13 protein-coding genes are annotated in these 21815 nt (G+C 26.4%); all 13 read left to right on the top strand.

Annotated features, from left to right (window positions below; genetic code table 4):
- Positions 1 to 31: 31 nt before the first annotated feature.
- The 13 genes from JRW51_RS02665 (at position 32) to uvrC (ending at position 21743) form a co-directional block, all read left to right on the top strand.
- Positions 32 to 3697 (top strand): AAA domain-containing protein, encoded by a 3666-nt coding sequence (locus tag JRW51_RS02665; protein WP_250328638.1) that lies wholly within the window; start codon positions 32 to 34, stop codon positions 3695 to 3697.
- A gap of 21 nt (positions 3698 to 3718) precedes the next feature.
- A complete protein-coding gene (locus JRW51_RS02660) occupies positions 3719 to 4900 on the top strand; it encodes an aminotransferase class I/II-fold pyridoxal phosphate-dependent enzyme (RefSeq protein WP_250328637.1) in 1182 nt (393 codons plus the stop codon).
- Positions 4901 to 5090: 190 nt separating this feature from the next.
- Complete coding sequence (locus tag JRW51_RS02655) at positions 5091 to 6047, top strand: ROK family protein (RefSeq protein ID WP_250328636.1); 957 nt, start codon at positions 5091 to 5093, stop codon at positions 6045 to 6047.
- Between the two features lie 17 nt (positions 6048 to 6064).
- A complete protein-coding gene (locus tag JRW51_RS02650; RefSeq protein ID WP_250328635.1) occupies positions 6065 to 8029 on the top strand; it encodes a PTS transporter subunit EIIC in 1965 nt (654 codons plus the stop codon).
- Between the two features lie 247 nt (positions 8030 to 8276).
- Entirely contained in the window at positions 8277 to 9632 is a 1356-nt protein-coding gene (locus JRW51_RS02645; protein ID WP_250328634.1) for a NusA N-terminal domain-containing protein, read from the top strand.
- Positions 9633 to 9642: 10 nt separating this feature from the next.
- The gene (gene infB / locus JRW51_RS02640) at positions 9643 to 11538 is read left to right on the top strand and encodes a translation initiation factor IF-2 (RefSeq protein WP_250328633.1); all 1896 of its coding nucleotides are present in this window, start codon (positions 9643 to 9645) and stop codon (positions 11536 to 11538) included.
- Positions 11539 to 11594: 56 nt separating this feature from the next.
- Entirely contained in the window at positions 11595 to 11939 is a 345-nt protein-coding gene (gene rbfA / locus JRW51_RS02635; protein ID WP_250328632.1) for a 30S ribosome-binding factor RbfA, read from the top strand.
- A 13-nt stretch (positions 11940 to 11952) separates the two neighbouring features.
- Entirely contained in the window at positions 11953 to 13026 is a 1074-nt protein-coding gene (locus JRW51_RS02630) for a riboflavin kinase (RefSeq protein ID WP_250328631.1), read from the top strand.
- A gap of 89 nt (positions 13027 to 13115) precedes the next feature.
- Positions 13116 to 13400, top strand: coding sequence for a 30S ribosomal protein S15 (gene rpsO / locus JRW51_RS02625; protein ID WP_250328630.1), 285 nt, complete (start codon positions 13116 to 13118; stop codon positions 13398 to 13400).
- 21 nt (positions 13401 to 13421) lie between these two features.
- On the top strand, positions 13422 to 15299 hold the full coding sequence (locus tag JRW51_RS02620) for a hypothetical protein (protein WP_250328629.1): 1878 nt from the start codon (positions 13422 to 13424) through the stop codon (positions 15297 to 15299).
- 72 nt (positions 15300 to 15371) lie between these two features.
- A complete protein-coding gene (locus JRW51_RS02615; protein WP_250328628.1) occupies positions 15372 to 17069 on the top strand; it encodes a ribonuclease J in 1698 nt (565 codons plus the stop codon).
- A 97-nt stretch (positions 17070 to 17166) separates the two neighbouring features.
- The gene (locus JRW51_RS02610; protein WP_250328627.1) at positions 17167 to 20133 is read left to right on the top strand and encodes a DNA translocase FtsK; all 2967 of its coding nucleotides are present in this window, start codon (positions 17167 to 17169) and stop codon (positions 20131 to 20133) included.
- Positions 20130 to 21743, top strand: a complete 1614-nt coding sequence (gene uvrC, locus JRW51_RS02605) for an excinuclease ABC subunit UvrC (RefSeq protein ID WP_322948501.1) — start codon at positions 20130 to 20132, stop codon at positions 21741 to 21743. The genes JRW51_RS02610 and uvrC overlap by 4 nt, the downstream gene beginning before the upstream one ends.
- Positions 21744 to 21815 lie beyond the last annotated feature (72 nt).

The following is a 21815-nucleotide window of genomic DNA, read 5'->3' as shown; positions in this document are numbered from 1 at the left end:
TGAACAAAAAATAACCCTAGGAGATGAATAAATGAGATTACAAGATATTATCTCAAGAGTAATTAATCGTTATCAGAATAATTCAATAATTTTTTCTAGGTTTTCTAGTAAGTCTATTCAAAGAATTGATTTATTTGAATTAATAGAATCTTTGGTTATTGATGAAACCTTTTTTCAAGATGCTTTAAAAACAAAAAAGATTAATTTTGATTTTTCGCCAGTTCATTGTAAAAAAGTTCTTGAAGGGTTAAATACCATTGAAGATATTGAAGAAAAGCATCCATCTTTATTTAAAGAGTATGTTTTGTGATCAGAGTTAAAAAAAAGAAAAAAAGAGACAACTTATACAAAAACTAATTTTACTTATTGGCTTCTAAACTATAAATGAGTTGAATTGCATAAAAGATTAAAAACCATGATTCATTACGCTCATTTTCATATCAGCGAAACAGGGATCAATGTTTTAAATTTTGGTTTTATTCATTTAATTGGATCGGTTAGTCTTTTTAATAAAATTATTCCGATAAGATCTCCTTTGCTGTTTTTAAAGGTTTTGATAAATAAACAAACAATCGGAAAATATTCAATTAATCTACAATTATTAGAAGATTTACAAATTAATTTTAATTTTATTCTTTTAGAATTTTTAGCTTTTTCAAACGAAAAAACTTTAGATTACAATAATTTCGAAGACTTAGAAATTTCATTAAATAATATTAATAATTTAAGTCGCGATAAACAAATCGAAGTAATTAATCAAACGTTACAAGAGTTAAATAATATAGTTTTTAGAAAACTTTTAAGTATCAATATTACCAATTTTAAAGATATTGAAAATTTAAATTTTTTCAATATTAACAAATTTTTATATTCTGATTTAAATAAGTTTGAATTTGCTCAAAATTGAAAAGGGGAATTAAATGAATTTGAAATTCATCCTAACTTAGTACTAGGATTATATCAAGTTGATATTGAAGGAGTTATCCACGACTTAAAATCACTTAGTAACAAAGAAGCTGATAAATTTCTTGCTGATTTAAACAATATTAACAATGAAAAAATAATTATTGAAGAAGATCAACAATTTGATTTTAAAGAGAGCGATTTAATTCAAATCAGTCCATTAGATTTTACACAGAAGAAGGCAATTTTAAAAGGATTTGAAAATTCAATTATTATTCAAGGTCCCCCAGGAACTGGAAAATCGCAAACAATAGCAAATTTATTAATTAATAATTTGTGAAATAACGAATTTACCGTTTTTTCTACTGAAAAAAAAGTAGCCAGCGATGTAGTTTATGAAAAACTAGAACAAAATTACAAAAAATTTGTTTTAAAAGTAGATGATATTTTTACAAACAAATCAGCGATTTTAGAACAATTAAAAAATAATCTTGATTTTTTTGTTAAACCACAACAAACAACTCTTAAATCAGATGAGATTAAAAAAATGTTATTTGATGTTAACAAGGAAATAGATTTAACTTTTGAACAGATCAATTCATATCGAGAATTATCTGATTCATATGAATTTAAAAAATATATTGATACTTTAAAAAACCTAAATGTCGTTTTTGACACAGCTTTAGAGTCAGAAATATTAAACCACCCAGTTATTAATGAAAAATATCTTTACAATTTTGAAAATATTGATAGAATTTTCTCACAAATTAAATTAGCAAGTTCAGCTGTTAAATTTGTCAATGACTTTCCGTTTAAAGAAGTTTTTTTAACTTATGGTTTAGATGAGGAATTTTTAAACTTTGATTGATCAAAGTGTTCAGATGCTTGAAAATCTTTTCTTTATTATCTAAAAACAAACAAATTGGTTCAGCACCTTTCATCTCTAAAAGGGTGGGGGGTCAAAAATAAAACAGAGTTTAGTGATCAGCAACTAAAAGCTTTTGTTGATTATTTAACAAAAATTTCTATCACTGAAAAAGAATTATTAAATCAATATTCAAAAAGTAAAAAGTTCAACGCTTTAGAACTTTTAGAAAAAATTAATTTAGCTACAAATACAGAAATTAAATTGAAAAATTTAATTAGCCGAGTTTTTATTCTTCATTATGAAAAACATAATTTTGATAAATTAAGAATAAAAGACAGCAATTGAGTTAGTAAAATAAAAGTTTTAATTGATAAAAAAATCGAAATAACAAACGAACTTATTCCATTTTATTTATGTGAGGAAAGAAAAAAATTAATTGTTAAAAAATCTCAAACAAGTGCGGCATATCGAATGTTATTTAAAAAATGTACAAAAACAATTGAGGAAAGAAAAAAATATATAAACATTCGTTCTTTTTTTCTAAAATATTTTGAAATCATAATTGATTTATGTCCAATTTTAATTCTTAATCTTTCTGTTATTCCATATCTTTTTCCGCTTCAAAAACACATCATTAATTATCTTATTTTTGATGAGGCATCACAGATTTATTTTGAAAACGCGATTACAAGTATTTATCGAGCTACTAAATTTATTATTGTTGGCGATGAGCAACAACTACAACCAACCAATTTCTTTTTAAGAACTATTTCATCATTAAATAATTTTGATGAAGATGAAGAAGATGTTTATCTTGAAAACACTTCATTATTAGATTTTTTTATCCCAAAATTAGAAAAAGTCCTTTTAAGATATCACTATCGTTCATTTTATCCTGAATTAATTAATTTTTCAAATAAACATTTTTATAACAATGAATTAGTTTTTGCTCCTTATCTTAACTTAGATACATCGGCGCTTCCTGTTCCTGCCCAAGAAGACATTAAGCCTCCAATTTATTTAAAACAAGTTACGGGAGTTTATGAAAACCGCTTAAATCAAAAAGTTTCTGAAAGCGGGATGAAGACTTTAGAAGAAGTTTATAAGAACAAAGATGAAAAGGATTCAGTTGGAGTTATTGTATTTAATAAAGAACAAGCTAATTTTTTTAACAAAAAAGTACGAGAAACTACTTGAGGAAATGAAATGTTCGATGATCAATCATCGCTTTTTATTAAAAATATTGAAGACATTCAAGGCGATGAAAGAGACATTATCATTTTATTAGTTGCCTTTGCTAAAAACGCTGACGGTAAATTAATTCGAAACTTTGGACCTATTTCAAGGGCAAACGGCGATAAAAGGGTTAATGTTGCTGTTACAAGAGCTAGAAAACAATTGATTATTATAAAATCATTAAAATCTCAAGATATTTTTGCAAATACCGATCAAGCGACTATGTCTTCCGGGAATATAGTTTTTGGACAATACCTAGAATATATCGAAGCACTTTCAGCAACTAAAATAGATTCCAATCATAGAAAAAAACAGTTATTTTTAGAGTATCATAAAAATTTAGTTCAAGAAAAACTGGGAGTAACTGAATTTGAACAAGCTGTTTCAGAAGAATTAAAAGAAGCGATTCCTTCAAAATTTGAAATAAAAGTTGGTGTTTGGATTGGCGAGGACACCAGATTTGATATTCTTATTTATAACAAGAACACAGGTTATTTTGTTTTAGTAATAGAGTGTGATGGTGATAAACTTAATAGTAATCTTTCACCTAAAGAACGTGATTGATACAGATTAAATTATTTCTTTGAACATGATTGACAATTCTATTGAGTTTCTTCAATCGATTGATGGCATCCATTAAAAAAAGATAAAATAATTAACGAAATAAAAGAAATTTTAAAAATGTTTTAAATAACTTTTAAAATCCTATCTATGGAAAATAAGAAATTATTAAAATTCAATCCTTTTTTTAAGAATCAAGACAGATTAATTACAAAACGTTATCTTAATCGAACAAGTTCAGATCAATTTCATTTAACAGTTGCTGATGCTGATTGTGAAACATCACCTTATCTTATTAAAGATTTATTATCTGGAATAAAAATTAGTGTTTTCCCTTATATTTATTACCATCAACAAGATGTAGATGCAATCAATAATTGATATAAATTTAAGCAGAAAAAACTTTCGGTTCAAAATTATCTTCCTGGAACGGGAGTTATTCAACTTATTCAACTTTGCTTATTAACATTTGCAGAAAAAGACGATAACATTATTCTTAATACACCAGCTTACAAACCATTTATTAGCTCAATCATCAGTTTAGGTTTAAATTTAATTGAAAATAAATTAGTAAACATTAATCAAGAATATCATATTGATTTTTATCTTTTAAAACAACAAATTATCAAATACCGTCCTAAAGTTTATATTTTTTGTAATCCTCATAATCCGACCGGAAAAGTTTTTTCTAAAGAAGATTTAGTTAAATTACTTAAATTAGCAAAAAAGTATAATTTTTATCTTGTTAGTGATGAAATTTGACAAGATATTTTTTATAGCAAAAACTTTACACCATTGATAAAAGCAACAAACAATGATGATTTATTACAATATGCTATTTCTATTTCATCTCCTGCTACCACTTTTAATTTTTTTACCATTCAATTTGGTTATTTATTATCTTGGAGTAACAAAATCATTGATCAGTTAAAAATAACAGATAACAAACTTAATTGGTATCCATCTTCTTCTTTTTTTAATTATCTTCTTTTAAAATCAGCATATTTAAATCCTAAAAATAAAAAATGATTGAAATATAAGGTAAATTATTTAAAAGATTCATTTCAATATTTAAAGAACAGCATTGAATCTAAAACAAAAATTATCGTAACAAAAAGTGAAGCGACAACTTTAGCATGGCTTGATTTTTCAAATCTTGTTCAAGATTCTAATCAATTAAAAGAAAGATTTACTAAAATTGGTATATTTCCTTTATTTGGGATTGATTTTGGTTCTGATTATCGTTTTTTTGTTCGCTTAAATTATTTTTTAGAAAAAAATGAATTAAAAATATTAGTTAATAAACTAATAAAAGAATTTTATACAACCTAATTCATAATCATATTTAAGGCAGACAAGGGATATATATTTTATAATCTAAAACAGAACAGGTAGAAATAAACATATTTTCTTTTCTCTAAAAAGAAAATATATTAATTATTAATTTATTTATATTAATATTTTTAATATTTATGAGAGTGTTTATTCCTGTTTAAAATTTCAATATTATAAGGAGCTAAAAATGGTTCTTGCAATTGATTTAGGTGGAACAACCACAAAGCTTGGTTTGTTCACAAAAGATGGTAAATTGCTTCACACTCATGTTTGTGACACTGTAGTTGGAAAAGTAATTGAAGAAATTCACAACTCTGTTAAAAAATGATTATCAACCCTTAATTTAACGATTGAAAAAGATATTTCATCAATTGGTTTTGCTTGCGTTGGTCCAATCGATCCAGAAAAAGGGATCAGTTTAATGGCAAAAAAAATTAATTGAGTGAATTATCCTGCACTTGAAGTTTGTAAAAAATATTTTAAAAAACCTATTTATTTAACAAATGATTCACGTGCTGCAATTGTTGGTGAGTTTTGAAAAGGCGCTGGCCAGGGATATAAAAATGTCATTGGTTACACTTTAGGAACTGGCGTTGGCGGTGGCGTAATTCTTAATAATAAGATTTATTACGGTTCACATTATTGAGCTGGGGAATTTGGTCACGGCGGCCATATGCAAGATGAATATGACTGTTTATCATGCGGTTTGCCACATTGTATGGAAGGTTTAAGTAGTGCTGTTAGAATTGAAAAATATATGCGTCAATATATTGATAAAAATCCTAATTCTGATTTAGCAAAATTACAAAAAAATATCGACCATCCATTAACAATATTTGATGTTCAAAAAATGATTAAACAAGATCATAAGGAAACAACAGAAATTTTAAGATATTGTCTACGTCCTTTAGGATCTCATATTGCTATTATGATGTATTCAATTGACCCTGATGTTGTTTTAATCGGCGGGGGCCCATCTGCTCTTGGTGATTATCTTTTAAAACATATTCATTATTGAATTGAACAATACGCACGTGATTTCGTGTATAAAAAAATTCCAATTAAAGTTTGTCAATTAGGCAATCAAGCTGGAATTTATGGGGCTGCATGAACTGCAATCCAAGGATTAAAAAACAAATCTTAAAATATAAAAATTAATTTATGATAAAACTCTCTAAACTGACAAAATGACGAAATAGAGCAGAAGATATCAATCCAAATCCAAAAAAAGGGGCTGCAAAAGCTTTCTTTAAAAATATTGGATTTGCGTTTCTTTTACCTATAGCCATTTTACCATTAGCTGGAATTTTATTAGGGATTGGAACAACGCTAACCAATCAAGTGCAGGATCCTGCATATGCTGGTTACGCTTTGGGCCAATTTATGAGTTATATTGGTAATATTCTTTTCTGATTATTACCAGTATTTTTCGCCATGGCAACCGCGATGGCTTTAACAAAAAATAACGCTTTTGCTGGATTTTCTGCAGCATTAGGATTTTTTGTATTCATTGTTATTCAAACCCCTTTTATTAAAAATCCTTCTGGGGGCGATTTTTCAATTTTCTTTTGAAAAAACTTACCTCAGTATATTTTTGACGCCTTAACAACAGGTTTTCCAAGTGGTAATAAGCCCGGGTATGTCTTTCTAAACTCATCTATTTTCGGTGGAATTATTGTTGGGATGATAACTGCATGAATATTTAAACGTGGAGTTAAATGAAAATTACCCAACATGATTTCATTTTTCCAAGGGAATCGTCTAATTCCGTTCTTAGTAACAGGATTAATGATCCCATTGGCATTTATAATGCTAGTTATATGACCAGCCATTGGTCTTGGTCTAAACTGGATTGGAACTTCTTCTAACCATTTACCATATGGATTTGATGTATTCATTGGTAACTGACTTGAAAGATTATTAGTTCCGTTTGGTCTTCATGTTCTTATTTTCTATACGTTAATTTGAACACAAGCTGGTGGTCATATTGATCAAAATATGATAAATAATACTGCAATTTTGTATAACGGCGAACATATGCACTTAATGGAGTGATTTACAAAAGTTCAGCATTTTTCTCCAGATCAAATATCAAGTTGATTAAGCACTTATGGTAATGGTGACCAACATATATGGTTGTTCTTTCAAAATGCCCACCTTCCATATGATTCATCTTTTGAAGCGCTTAATTCAAATTTACCTAGTTTGGTAGGAATTTCTCCTGGACGTTATATGTCAGGAAGATTTCCATTTATGATGTTTGGTTTACCTGCAGCTGCTGTGGCTATGTGACTTACAACTCCAAAAGGGAATCGGAAAATTGCCACCGGTATTTTAGGTTCAGGAATTGCTACGTGTTTTATAACCGGAACAACCCAACCAATCGAATTTTCATTCCTATTTACATCTCCATTACTTTACTGAGGCCCATACTCAATTTTAGTTGCTAGTGTTGGTCTTGTAATGAAAGATGTTGGAGCACATTTAAATACTATGTACTCTGGTGGATTAATTGACTTTATCTTCTATGCTGCCTTACCTGATATTAATGGTCTAAAAGCCAACTCATATTGAGTTCCTATCGTTGGTATATGTTATGTTCCTATTTTCTTTGCCTTGTTCTACTTCTGAATAAAAGGATTTAAAGTTGAATTATTTAGTTCATCTCATGATCACGGAAATATTACTAATGTTCATTCAACAGAAGAACAGTCCGCGAATAAATTTATAGAGGCCGCGGGAGGTAAGGAAAATGTAGAGACGGTAACTAACTGTGCGACAAGTATTCGTGTAACATTTAAAGATTACAATCACTTAAAATACAGTGTTTGAAAAACTGATCCTAATGTTATTACAGTAGTGCCTCGCGATGATAATTTCTATCAAGTTGTTTACCGTGAAAAAGTATTGAGTATTAAAAAAGAAATTGATAAAATTTTACATCCTGAATTATTTACTCAAGATAAATCAGATGATGCTAATACTCAAAAACCAAAAAATAAAATAAGTAAGATCAAAAAATTATTTAATTTCACACCAAAACGAAACAAAGTTATCGAAAAAACTAAAGGTATTGACATTGATTCTTTTAAAAAGAAAGAACCAGATAATACAGATAATAATTAATTTATTAAAAAACTTTGGTTTTTTTATTCATATGTTTATAATAAAAACATAGAGAAAAGAAAGGAGAGGATTTTTCCTCTCTTTTTTATTAATGTTCTATAAAATAGCAGATAAGTTCAAAATTAAAGGTTACAATCTAATTTATGATCCTTCCTTTTCTTTTGAATATGGTTCTTTTTTTCAACACAACTATATACTTAATATATAGTTATATGAAATCATAAAATTTTAAAACATAATTCAAAACATGCAACACACAAAAAAAATATATTTATTAATGAGATCTATTATTAAAAATAATGGGATCGTTGAATCTGAATTTGCAGATTATTTTTGTCAAGTTTTAACTAAAACAACAAAAAAAGTTTTAGATATTGATGCATCTTACACCATTGACATAAACGACAAAACAAAAGATTTATTCATCTTTATTCTTGCAAAAGTTGTAAGTGATAAGACAAAAGATGTTAAATTAGATGAAATAAATCTAAAAACAGCAATTGAAACAAATCCATCTGCTAAAATAGGTGATATGGTTAAAAAAATTGTTAATTTTGATGATTTTAGTCATTACTTTGTTCAATACTTTCGGCAATTTTTAACTACTTCGCTGTATGATGTTAAACATAAAAATGATATTAACAAAGCAAATAAATTACTACATACCGTAATCTGAGCTGAGCTTGAAGAGTTGCACTTTAATAAAGCTATTATTGTTTATGATTTTTTAAGAATGATTTTACCGAAAAAAAATTGACTTAAGTCTGAAACTTTTCAACCAAAAAAATTCTATTATTTTTATGTTGAAGCAATTGAACATCAAGATAATAAATTAAAAATTATTTTATCAAGAACTGCTCCTGAACTTGTTGCTGAAATTTTAAAAAAAGAAATTCCAGAAATTGAAACAAGTTTCATTGAAATTAAACATGTTGTTCGTTGCCCTGATGAAAAAAGCAAAGTTATAGTTGCATCTAGTTATTCAAACATTGATCCTGTTGGAGCATGTATCGGACCTCAGGCGCAAAGATTAAAAAATGTTTCACAATATATTAATTCTGAAAGAATTGATTTTGTTGAATTTGTCGAAGATGAAAAAAAATTAATTTCTAACTTTTTTAATAATGTTACAATTTACCAAATTCTTCCTTTAAAAACAAGCGAATATTTTAATTATTTTTCTGAAACCGACAAACTCGGATATTGTATTATTGTTGACAAAGAAGATTTTGGTAAAGCATTGGGGAAACGTTATATTAATAACCGTTTGCTTGATAAATTATTAGGAACAAGAAATTTAATGTTAACTTTAGAAGATGCGATTGATAAAAAATTCATTTCATCTGACTTTTTTGCTAAAAAAGAAAAAGAGAATGATAATATAGTTGAGTCTATTCAGTTTGAAGCCATCGAAACAGAACAATCAAATCTAAAAACTTTTGAAGAAAAAGATGATAACGCTATCGATGATAAATATAAAAACATTATTCACCAATATTTAGTTGATGAAGATGAAGAAGATATTTTTAATTTAGATGCTAAAAAACAAACTCCTGATAAAGATAAGGATAATGAGCTAGATTCCAATATTAAAGATTCATAAAATATAAAATATGCCAAAAAATACCAAACAACATCACATAGTAGTTAAAAAAAGATTTGATAAATTAAAAAAAAGTTTAAGTAATGTAAACTTATCAACTTCTGCCTTTGCAAGCAATAAAAAGAAATTTCACAATTTTGTTTACAAAAATAAACCTGTCATAATTTCTGATTTTTCAAAACAAACAGGGATTCCAGTTAACAACATTCTTTCTTATTTTTTTCAAAACAAACAAATTTATACTAATCGATCTTCAATTGTTAAAACAGAAATAGAAAAACTTTGTCAAAATTTTTCAATAAGTTTGGTTGAAAATGATAACAATGATGTTTTAGAAGATATCGACAGCATAGATTTTTTATATTTAAGATCAATCGAATCCGATCATAAACCAGATATCCATCAACGCCCTCCCATCGTTACAGTTATGGGTCACGTTGACCACGGAAAAACAACCCTTTTAGATAAAATCAGAAAAACGAATATTATTTCAAGTGAACACGGTGGTATTACACAACATATTGGAGCTTCATCAATTATTTATAAAGATCAAAAAATAACTTTTATTGACACTCCAGGACATGAACTTTTTACTGAAATGCGAAGTTTGGGGGCTGACTTAACTGATATTATTTTATTAGTTGTTGCCGCTGATGACGGGATTAAACCGCAAACAATCGAAGCGATTCATCATATTAAAGCCGCTAATAAACCATTAATTCTTGTTATCAATAAAATTGATCTTCCAGGAGCAAGACCAGAACATGTTATGAATCAATTAACTGAATATGAAATTGTTCCAGAAAGTTTAGGTGGAGATACTTTAGCGGTTAGTTTATCAGCCAAAAAAGGGATTAATATTGATCTATTATTAGATAATATTTTACTTCAAAGCGAACTTTTAGATTTAAAATCTGATTATAACGCTGTTCCAACCGGGATTATTTTTGAATCAAACCTTGATAAAAATTTTGGTCCTAATGTTGATCTTTTAGTTCAAAATGGTATTTTAAAAATTAATGATTATATCGTAATTAATGACATATACGGAAGAGTTAAGTTATTAAAAGATCAGTTTGCAAAATCAATTAATGAATGTTATCCATCACAAGCGGTTCAATGTTTTGGCTTTAAAACCCCTCCAACTACGATCGGAAAATTTATTGCTTTTCAAAACAAAGATGATGCTATTAATTACACAGAAGAATATAAAAGATTATCAGAACAAGGTAAAAAATCAAAAACTTACTTATTTTTCCGTGAACTTTCAAACCAAATCAATTCAAAAAAAGTTGATAACTTAAATATAGTTTTAAAAACTGACGTTTTAGGATCTTTAAATGCGATTAAGTTAGGAATAAATAAAATTAACCAAACAAATCTCAAAATTAAAATCGTTCATGAAGGTTCAGGGCAGTTAACAAAAAGTGATTTAACTTTAGCAATTGTAACAAAAGCGTTAGTTATTGTTTTTAACACATCAACATCAAATGATGTCAAAGCTTTTGCACAACAAAACGGAATTATTATTAAAGAATATAATATCATTTATAAATTATTTGATGAATTAACAAGTTGAATCAAAGATTTAAGTTCTGCTTCAAAAGATAATCTTGGAGAATTAGCAGCTAAAGCGAAAGTTTTAAATATCTTTGATTTTAAAGGGGTTGGCCAAATCGCTGGTTGTGTTGTGACTGAAGGACTGGCCGAAAGAAGTCATAAAGTTCATGTCGTAAGGAATAAAAAAACTATTTTTCAAGGTTTTATTAAATCACTAAAACATTTAAAAGAAAATGTTTTATCGGTTAAAAACGGGGTTGAATTTGGACTAGCTTTAAAAGATTTTGACAGCGTTGAACAAGGCGATGAACTTCATTTTTATAAAATTACTAAACCAAAAAAATAATTTAAGTTTATCTTTATTTTTATTCAAGGGTTATTAATCTTTAAAATATAGTTATTATGGCCAATAACACATCTCCTTATAGACAGGAAAAATTAATTTCTCAAATTACTAGAACTTTAGCAGAAATTATTAATAATGATGTTACGAACGCTAATGTTAAATTTATTACGATTTCATCGCTTAAAGTATCAAAAGATAAACGGAATATAACAGTTTTTTTTACAACTTTTTATAACCGCAATAAAGCTGAAACAGGATTGAATAACGCTTCATCTTTTATTGCGAAACGATTAGCTGTTATGCTTGGTCTTAGTCCATATACAAGAATTAAATTCTCGTTTGATGATCAAACAAAAAAAGCTTTTGACATTGATAAAATCATTGAAGATGCTGAAAAATAATAAGATTTAAGTTATGAAAATTATTGAAATATCTTGTAAAAGTATTTATCTAAATGAAGAAATAAAAGAACTAGAAACTAATCCGCTCCCTTTAAAAGTTGTTTGTACAATCGGAACTTTTGATGGTTTACATAAAGGACATTGTTATTTTTTAAACAATTTATGACAATACGCAATTCGCCATAAATTATTTAGTTTAGTTTTTACGTTTCCAAAATCTCCCAACCCAGACAAAAACGATTTAAATTTTACAACGATTAATGAAAAAATTCTTTATTTTGAACATTCTGGATTGAATTACTTAATTATTATTAAAGTTGATAAATGACTTTATAAAACAACATCGCAACAATTTATTAATTTTATTAAAAAATATTTTTTAGTTGATACTTTTATTTGCACCAAAGATACAACTTATGGGAAAGATAAAACCGGTTCAATTACAGAATTAAAAGAACATTTTAAAGTTAAAGAAGTTGAACTTTTAACTTTTGATCAAAAAAGAAATATTTCAACCTCATTAGTTAAAAATCACTTTCAAAATAATTATCCAATTGAAGATATTAACCTTTTTTTAGGACATCCATATTTTTTATTAGGTAAGGTTGTTCCTGGTACTCAAATTGGAACAAAAATGTTTATTTCAACCCTTAATCTGTTAATCCCAAAAAATAAATTAATCCCTATCGATGGTATATATACTGGAATTGTTTATCTAAAAGATCTTGATAAATTTTTTTGATCTTTAATTTACATTGGTAAATCGCCAACTATGCTAAACCTTAAAAACTCAAGAATTGAAGTTCATCTTTTTAAATGACCAGCAAGAACAAATTATAGTATTTCAGAAAATAATTTTGAAAATACTTTGTTAAATATCAAACAACTTACCGTTTATTTTTTAAAATTTTTACGGCACGATCAAATTTGTTCATCTCAACTTGAATTATTAGATGTAATTAAAGATGACATAAAAAAAGCAAAACTTTTCATCTCCAAGACAGAAAAAAGATTGAAAATGCTTCAAAATATAACAAATGAGGAAATAGAGAAGAAATTACTTGGTAATTTATATGTAAATTTTTAAAAATATATATAATTTATAAGAACGTTTTCTTTTTAAAAACAACCTTAAATTCAAAAAACAAATATTATAACTAATCAAAAATCACTATCTTGCAAAAATATTATTATTACACTCAAAAAACCAAAACTGATGTTATAAGTGAATTTGGATCTTTAAAAAATCCAGGTTCTGTTTCTGTTCAAATCGCACTTTTAACAAATAATATCAAAAATATAACCGAGCATTTAAAGTTATATCCCAAAGATAATTTAATTAAATACCAATTAATGAAGAAAATTGGTCAAAGACGTCGTTTTTTAATTTATCTTAAAAAAAATGACCGACCAACATATTATGAGTTAATTAAAAAACTAAATCTGAAAGATAACATTTAGGATTATCAGTTTAAGTTTCTAATGAAAAATATTTCATTAAATTTTTCTGATTCATCTTTAAAATTAGTTTTTGACAAATACGCTAAATTAGTAAACAACAGTTTTTCTTTATCTTTTAAAAACACCATCTTTTTGGTTTCATCAGTTTTTCAAACCAATCAGCACAAGGTTTCTGGCTTTTTAAATTACAAAGTTTCTATATCAGAAAATTTTTTTTCTATTAATAAAATTCCAACCAATTATAATCGCGATGAAGATAAAAATTCACTTTTTTCTGTCATAACTTCGCGTTTAATTGATCGTTCCATTAGACCATTAATTGAATCAAACATTTTAAATCAGATCCAATCAACAATTGATTTATTTTCATTTAATAATAAACTAAACTTTTATTGAACAGCAATTTTTGCGACATCTCTAAACCTTTATTTAACTTTAGGGGATAAATATTTTAAACCCACTGGAGCGATTGTTCTTGTTTATTCTAAAAAAGAATGAAAATTAGAATTATCAGAAAATTACATCAACAACAAAAAACAATGAGTTTTAATCAGTGGTGTTAAAACAAAAAATAAAGTTAATATCACAATGATTGACTATCATGGTTCACCTTTGACAGCAGATGAGCTAAATAAGGCCGTTGAAGTCGCTAAAACTTACATTAACCAGTTAATAAAATTTCAAATAAAAATTTTTAAATCGTTAAAAAAAGAATTATTTTCTCCACAACTATTAACTGCTGATGATGAAGTAAATAAATTTATTTCAAACTATCCATTTAAGAGTTTTGATTTTTCAAAAACCCTTACTTCATATAATCTAAAAAAATCTTTAAATCAAGAACTAGAAAACGGACTTTTAAATTTTAAAGAAACATTAAAAAAAGATTTAGATGATTTAGACATATATAGATTTAAAAAATTATTTTTTCAACAGCAAAAAGAAAAAATTATTAATCAAATCATTGAAACATCTTCAAGAATAGATCGAAGAAAATTTTTAGAATTAAGAAAGATAGATGTAGAAAAACGTATTTTTCCTTCAATCCATGGTTCTGGATTATTTGAAAGGGGATTAACACAAGTCTTAAGTTGTGTTACTTTATCATCGCTTGATAGTTTTAAACAATTAAATTCAATAGATCAAGTTACAAAAAAATATTATTTTAATTCCTATCATTTTAATAGTTTCTCAACTAATCAAATTAAAGATTTTTCTGGGTTTTCTTCAAGACGTGAAATTGGGCATGGTCAGTTTGTTGAAAATGTTATTAGATCTGTTTTACCTTCAACTTTGGAATTTCCATATGTTATTAGATCTGTAAATGATGTTCTAGCAAGCGATGGAAGTACATCACAGGCTTCTATTTCTGCTACTTCTATTGCATTATTAGATGCTGGCGTTCCTTTAAAAGAAATTGTAACAGGAATATCGATTGGTTTAATCTCTAAACAAAAAAAAGAAGTTTTACTGTTAGATATTAATTCTTTTGAAGATGAAATTGGATTGATGGATTTTAAAATTGCTGCAAGTGAACAGGGGATAAGGGGAGTTCAGGTTGATGTTAAGACAAAAGAAGGAATTGATCTCAATTTAATTAAAAAAATTTTAGTTTGCGGATATAAGACAAATTTAAAATTAATTGATAAAATTAAATTAACAATTAAGAAACCGAATCCATTACCTGATACTTTAATTAAATATAAAAAACTTGTTTTTAACGATAGCAATAACTTTATCAACAAATTTTCTTTATCTTTTAAAAATCTAACAACAAATAGTAAATTTAAATACTTAAAATTTTTTCACTTTAAACAAAACCAAAAAACAATCATTTTTCTTTTTCACTTTAATTCAGCGATTTTAACTGAAGCTGCAGATTCATTATTTAATCTTTAATTTTTAAAAGTTGAATTAAATTTAAATAAACGAAAATGATAAAATTTTAATTTAAAACATCACCAACTTAAAATGATAACAAATTCAAACAAACTAAAAATTTATGCATTGGGTGGTTTTACAGAAATAGCAAAAAACTGCTTTTTCATTGAATATAACAACGAAATAGTAATTTTTAACTATGGTAATTATCCAAGCCCAAACAATAATTTAGGCATAAATATTAAAATTTCCAATATTAAATATTTATTAAAAAAAGCCAATCATATCAAAGCGATCTTTTTTACTAATATGTCTGAAAATAATATTGGTGGGTACCGTTATTTTTTTTCTAAATTTAAAACACCAATATATGCATCAAAATTAACAATCGATTGACTAAAAGGACATGATGTAAATAATCAAATTTTTAAAAATATTAATTTTCATCAAATAGAAAGCAATAAAACCATCAATTTTAATTATTTTAAGATAACACCATTCAATTTAGATACAAATATGTTTGATTCTTATAATTATTTAATTGATTTTGATAATTGAAAAATATTTTATTTAAATGATTATTTTTTAAATTTTGAAGCAACATCTTTAAAACCTTTAAAAATGTTGACCAATTTAGAATTTCTTTACCAGAATTCAAAACCGATTACTGAAAAACAATCACTGGTAATTTCATCATCTAGTGGTTATGTAAATAAACAATTCGCTTGTTTTAATTCTTCGATTAGAGAATTTATAGCAAACATCTTTAACAATCATATAAATCAAAAAATTTTTATTTCAGTTTATAACTATGATTTTTTAGTAATCAAAGAAATTATTCATTTGGCGATAACTAAAAAAAGAAGTTTATTTTTCGCTAATAACAAATTATTCCAATTTTTAAAATTTTTAGAAAAAAACAACTTTTTTTCTTTTGAACATTTAAAAATAATATCAAACCACAATGAACTAGATGAAAATAGCATCATTTTATTAAGCGGAAAAAATCCCCAAATTTTAAAAGACATTTTATTATTGTTATATTCACCAAAAATATTACAAATAACAAAAAGCGATGTTTTTGTTTCATTAACAAGACCACTAGTTGGTTTTGAATTATTAGGGGTAGAAATTTACAATGAATTTATTAAACAGGACATAACATTTTATTTTCTTCCAAAAACATGTTCAACAGTTTATCCATCACGCTATGATATTTTAACAGTTTTAAAATATATAAATCCAGACTACTTTGTTCCTGTTTCGCTTCATTATAATTTAGCAGTTGAAACAGTAAAAAGGATTAACAGTCAAAATTATCCTTTTAAAGGCCTGTTAGTAGAAAACGGCGACTGTATTGTTTTTGATAAAAATTCAGCAGTTGTTTTAGAAAAACAAATTGATGTTGATTCATTATTTTTACAATCATTTCAACAAAAAGAGATTACAGATAATATTTTAACTGACAGAATTACATTATTAAATGATGGTCTATTAGCAACAAGTTTGGGGATTAATTTTGAAAAAAATCAAATCGTTACGAATATTGATTTTCAAACTAAGGGAATAGATTTAGATATTTTACCTCAATCTAAAGAAAAAATTAAAGAACTTATTAAGACAAATGTTAACGGCGCTTTAATTCAAATCAAAGATAACATACCAGAAACTGATAAATTAAAAATTTTATTAGAAAGTCGGAATCAACTAACCAAATTAATCCAAAAATTTATTTTCACGAACTTTAAAAAATCGCCAATAATAGAAGTTAATTTTTTTATTATTTAGGTTTTATTTTTATTATTTAAAACTTATAATTAAGATAATAAATATTGGAATATTTTGTAGATATTCCTAATAAAGCGAGAGTACAAAAAATGTTATCTTGAAAGCAGTTAGACGATTAAATAAAATCAATAATAGATCCAATCAATTTAAAAAACGCCATAAATCATTTTTTAAGTCGATAAAATGACAAGTTTTAGCCCTTTTTTTATTGGTCTTTGTTACGTTTAGTTTTGTCTCAATTTTTTTAAAATCTTTAAAAGTAGACCACTATACTTATAATCTTTTATTTGGTTCTATCGGAAGATATATATTTTATTTCTTTTCATTTTGATTTTTAATCCTAGAAATATTCCGGCGTAGCGCCCATCCAATCATTAATCGTAAAATTGTCTCTTTAGCGATGCTGACAATTTCTATTACCATTTTTATTGCAATGGCTAAATTAATGGGTTCACACACTTCTTCACAAGCTTTAAATCAATTTATCAAGGATTGAGAGAATAACAAAACTATAACCAGTGGTGTTTTGCAAACCGTTTATGTTGCTTTTTTCTTACTAATTCCGATTCATGGTTTGTCAGTCGTTCTTGCATCTGTCGTAAATATTCTTTTCTTTTTAATAGTTTTTAGTGTTTTATTAACTAATCATTCTTATTATTTATATTATTGATGCTTTACATTTTTAATTTATTGATATCGGAAAAGGTCTATTTATAAACAAGCAATTAAAAAATATCAATTTGAATTAGTCCATAAAGAAAAAGAAGCATTTCTAAAGAAACAAAAACAACAAATTCTTCTTCAAAAAAAATATTCAAAGTTAGAATCTAAAATTGAAGAAAATCAGCCAACATTTGCTTCTCAACCATCGCCTGAACCAAATTTTAATGATTCAAAACAATTTTTAAGAAATAAAAATAATAATTCTGATGAGATGGTAATTTCTACTCATCCTTTTCCTGAAGCTACTCCTAATTCTTTACAAAGTGAAAGCAAGATAACAGAGGAAATTTGAAGAAAAGCACATTATGATCGTAAACCAGCGAAAGAGGATATTATAACCGATCAAGGTTTATCTGCTCCAACGATCAATAAAAATGTATTTATTGAAGAAGATGGCGATAAAGTTATTGAAAATGAAGTTAATTCTCAACCAGGAAGTAAATTAGAAAATAAATTTGCTGGCGCTGATTTAATTGATGAAAAAGAAATAGGTCTTTTTGAACTTCCTGAAGAAGTAAAAGAACATAATAAAAAATTAATCGATGAAACTAAAACAATAGTAACAAATACGATTGATACTCAAATGCCTAAACCTGAAAAAATCAATTTCTTCCAATCATTAGAAACCGATGAAGTTGATCGGAAAAAAATCTTTTCATTACCTAATAAAATAAAAGCTAAAAAAGCAAAAATTAGATCTGCGATTTTTGGTGATGACATTATTCTTACGCCATTTAAAAGAATGTCAACCGAGGAAGTAATGGAAAATCAAGAAAAGAATGAACGATTAAATAATGAAAGTTTTAGTATTAAAGAATTAAATGTTGATCAAGAAGAAGATGAAAGTCATGCGCCTGTTGTCTCTAATTCTAAATCTTCAAAAAAACTTTCAATTGAAAAAGCGATTGAAGATAATCCAGATATAGTTTATTTTGCTTATGATTTATCAAATTATAAATTCCCAAGACTTGATTTTTTAAAAGTTTTTAAAAGTCCATCTCCAAAACTTGAAAAAGAAACTTTTGTAAAACAAAAAAAAGATGTTATTGTTAATACTTTTAAAGCTTTTAACATGGAAGTTTTAAGTATCGAAGCCCATATTTCTTCTTCACTTATTCAATACCGTTTACGTTTACCTGAAAATGTTAATCTTAGTCGTGTTTTACAAATTCAAAATAATTTAAAATTAGGACTTGCTGTCAAAAGTTTAAGGGTTCAAGCTCCGATTCCTGGAATGTCGATGGTTGGAATTGAGACTGAATCACCATGAAATGAATTAATATCTTTAAAAACTTTAATTCAAGAACAAATATTAATCAACAACGAAACAACCTTAACATTGCCAATTGGAAGAAATGTTAACGGTAAATGTCAAGTTTTAAATATCAAAAAACTACCACATCTTTTAATAGCAGGAGCGACGGGGACTGGTAAATCAGTTTGTATTAATACCATTTTAATCGCTTTATTGCTTACAAATTCGCCAAATGATTTGAGATTAATTTTGATTGATCCTAAAAAAGTCGAAATGACCGCTTATCAAAATATTCCTCATCTTCTTGTTCCTGTTATTAAAACAACCGATAAAGCTAAATCAGCATTCATCAGACTTATTAAGATCATGGATGATAGATATCATTTCCTAGCCCAAGTTGGTTTTAAAAATATTGCTGATTATAACCGTAGTTGTTCTAATTCAAAACATAAACTTTCTTATATAGTTGTTATTATTGATGAGTTAGCTGATTTAATGTTAACTTCTGGAAAAGTTTTTGAAACATATATTTTAAGAATTGCGCAACTTGGTCGTGCTGCTGGAATTCATTTAATTTTATCAACCCAAAGACCATCTGTTAATATTATCACTGGAGTTATTAAAGCAAATATTGTAGCAAGAATTAGTTTTCAAGTCGGTTCAGCAATCGATTCTAAAATAATTTTAGATCAAGGTGGTGCTGAAAACTTATTAGGGAATGGTGATATGTTGTATCAATCTCCATCTATTCCTCATCCAGTTAGAATTCAAGGTCCTTTCATAACTGATGGTGAAATTAATGAAATTACTCATTTTATTATTAATCAACGATCACCTCAATTTTTAAACGATGAAACTCATTCACTTTCAGATCATAGTCATACATCAAGTCAAAACTTTAATGATAGTTTATATCCAGAAATAAAAGCATGAGTTGAAACTGAATTAACACAAATTTCTTCTTCTTTTTTACAAAGAAAATATCGAATCGGCTTTAACCGCGCTGCAAGTATTATCGATCAATTAGAAAAAGATAAAGTTATTGGTCCCCAAGATGGGTCAAGACCAAGAAAGGTTCTAAGATAACAACTCTTCAAGCGCAATTAATCAAACCTTTACCAGCATTATCTGGTTGTTATTGTTTTTTAAACGACAACAACCAGATTATCTACATTGGTAAAGCAAAAAACATTCAAAAAAGGGTTAAGCAACATTTTACAACCCCCCACCGCTTATTACATAATTTTTATTCTGAGATAGTTAAAGTTATTTTTTATGTAACAAATTCAGAAATAGAAGCTTTAATTCTTGAACAAAGATTAATTAAAAAACACCAACCGTTATACAATGTTTTATGAAAAGATGATAAAACATATCCATATATTCATTTAACGAATGAAGAATATCCGCGTTTAATTTATCTTCGTAATCCAACTATAAAACAAAAAAATGGTATTTTTTTTGGTCCGTTTCCAGATGGATTTTGAGCAAGAAAAATTATTAATTTTTTAAACGCTGAACTTCCGTTTCGTAAATGTGTTAAATTGCCTAAAAAATCATGTATTTTTTTTGATTTAAAACAATGTTGAGCGCCATGTATTAACAAAAATATTCAAGCAAAAGATTACATTCCTTTAAAAGACCAACTAACCAATTTTTTTAGAAAAAAAGATACATCTTTAATTAAAAAAATAGATCAATTAATTCAAGAACATAGCGATAATTTAGATTTTGAAAAAGCACAAGAATATTTAGATTTAAAAACAAAAATAAAATCACTTTTAAGTCAACAATTAATTGAAATTAAAAGCCAAAAAAACTATCACGTTTTAAGTTGAGAAATTAAAGATAATTATTTAGCTTGAACCATTTATTTCTTTTATCAAGGTTCTTTCTTTTCAAAAACAGAAGAAATTTTTCAAATAAAAGTTGATTGATTCAGCGAGCTACAATTACAACTATCCAATTTATATAGTATTAATATTTTACCTGATATTTTTATCTGTGAAAAAGAATTTAAAGACGCTTGGTTTTTTCATAACGATGAATCAAATCATGCTAAAAAAATTAAAATTTTAGCCCCTTTAAAAGGTAAATTTAGAAAACTATTGGATTTAGTTAACAAAAATAACAAAATTTACTTTAAAACTAGTTTTGAAAAAGTTGTAAAAGATGCAGAAAAGTATCAACATCCCTTAAACTATTTAAAAAATATTCTCCAACTGACCCATTTAAATCATATTGACTTTATCGATACATCGCATTTTTGTGGTCTTAATTATGTTGGAGCAGTTATTAGTTTTAAAAATAATCATTTCTTTTGAAGTAATTTCAGGAAATATAATCTTAGCGAAATAATCACTTCATCTAATGATCCGCTTGCTATTCAAGAAACTTTAAAAAAGAAATATATATCATCTGGAAGCAGTTTAGTTATTCCTGATCTTATCATTATTGATGGGGGCAAGCAACAATTAAACGCTGCTAAAAAAATTTTACAAGGATATTTATCTTCAAAAATTATTTCTGTTTCCAAAGATGCTAAGCATCGATCTTATAAATTATTAATCGATTCAGATGATGAGGCGATTTTATTATCATCTGAACCAAAATTAAAAAATTTCATTACTTTATTACAAGATCGAGCTCATAATTACGCCATTACGTATTTCAGAAAATTATCTTCAATTATTTAAAAAAGGATTTTAAATAGATTTTTTTAATTTTAAATTTCAAATATTTTATATAATTAGAAAAATATAAGTTTT

This window comes from Mycoplasma sp. SG1, from assembly GCF_023612375.1.
GTDB lineage: Bacteria > Bacillota_I > Bacilli_A > Mycoplasmatales > SG1 > SG1.
This window is presented reverse-complemented; position numbering and strand designations above follow the sequence as displayed.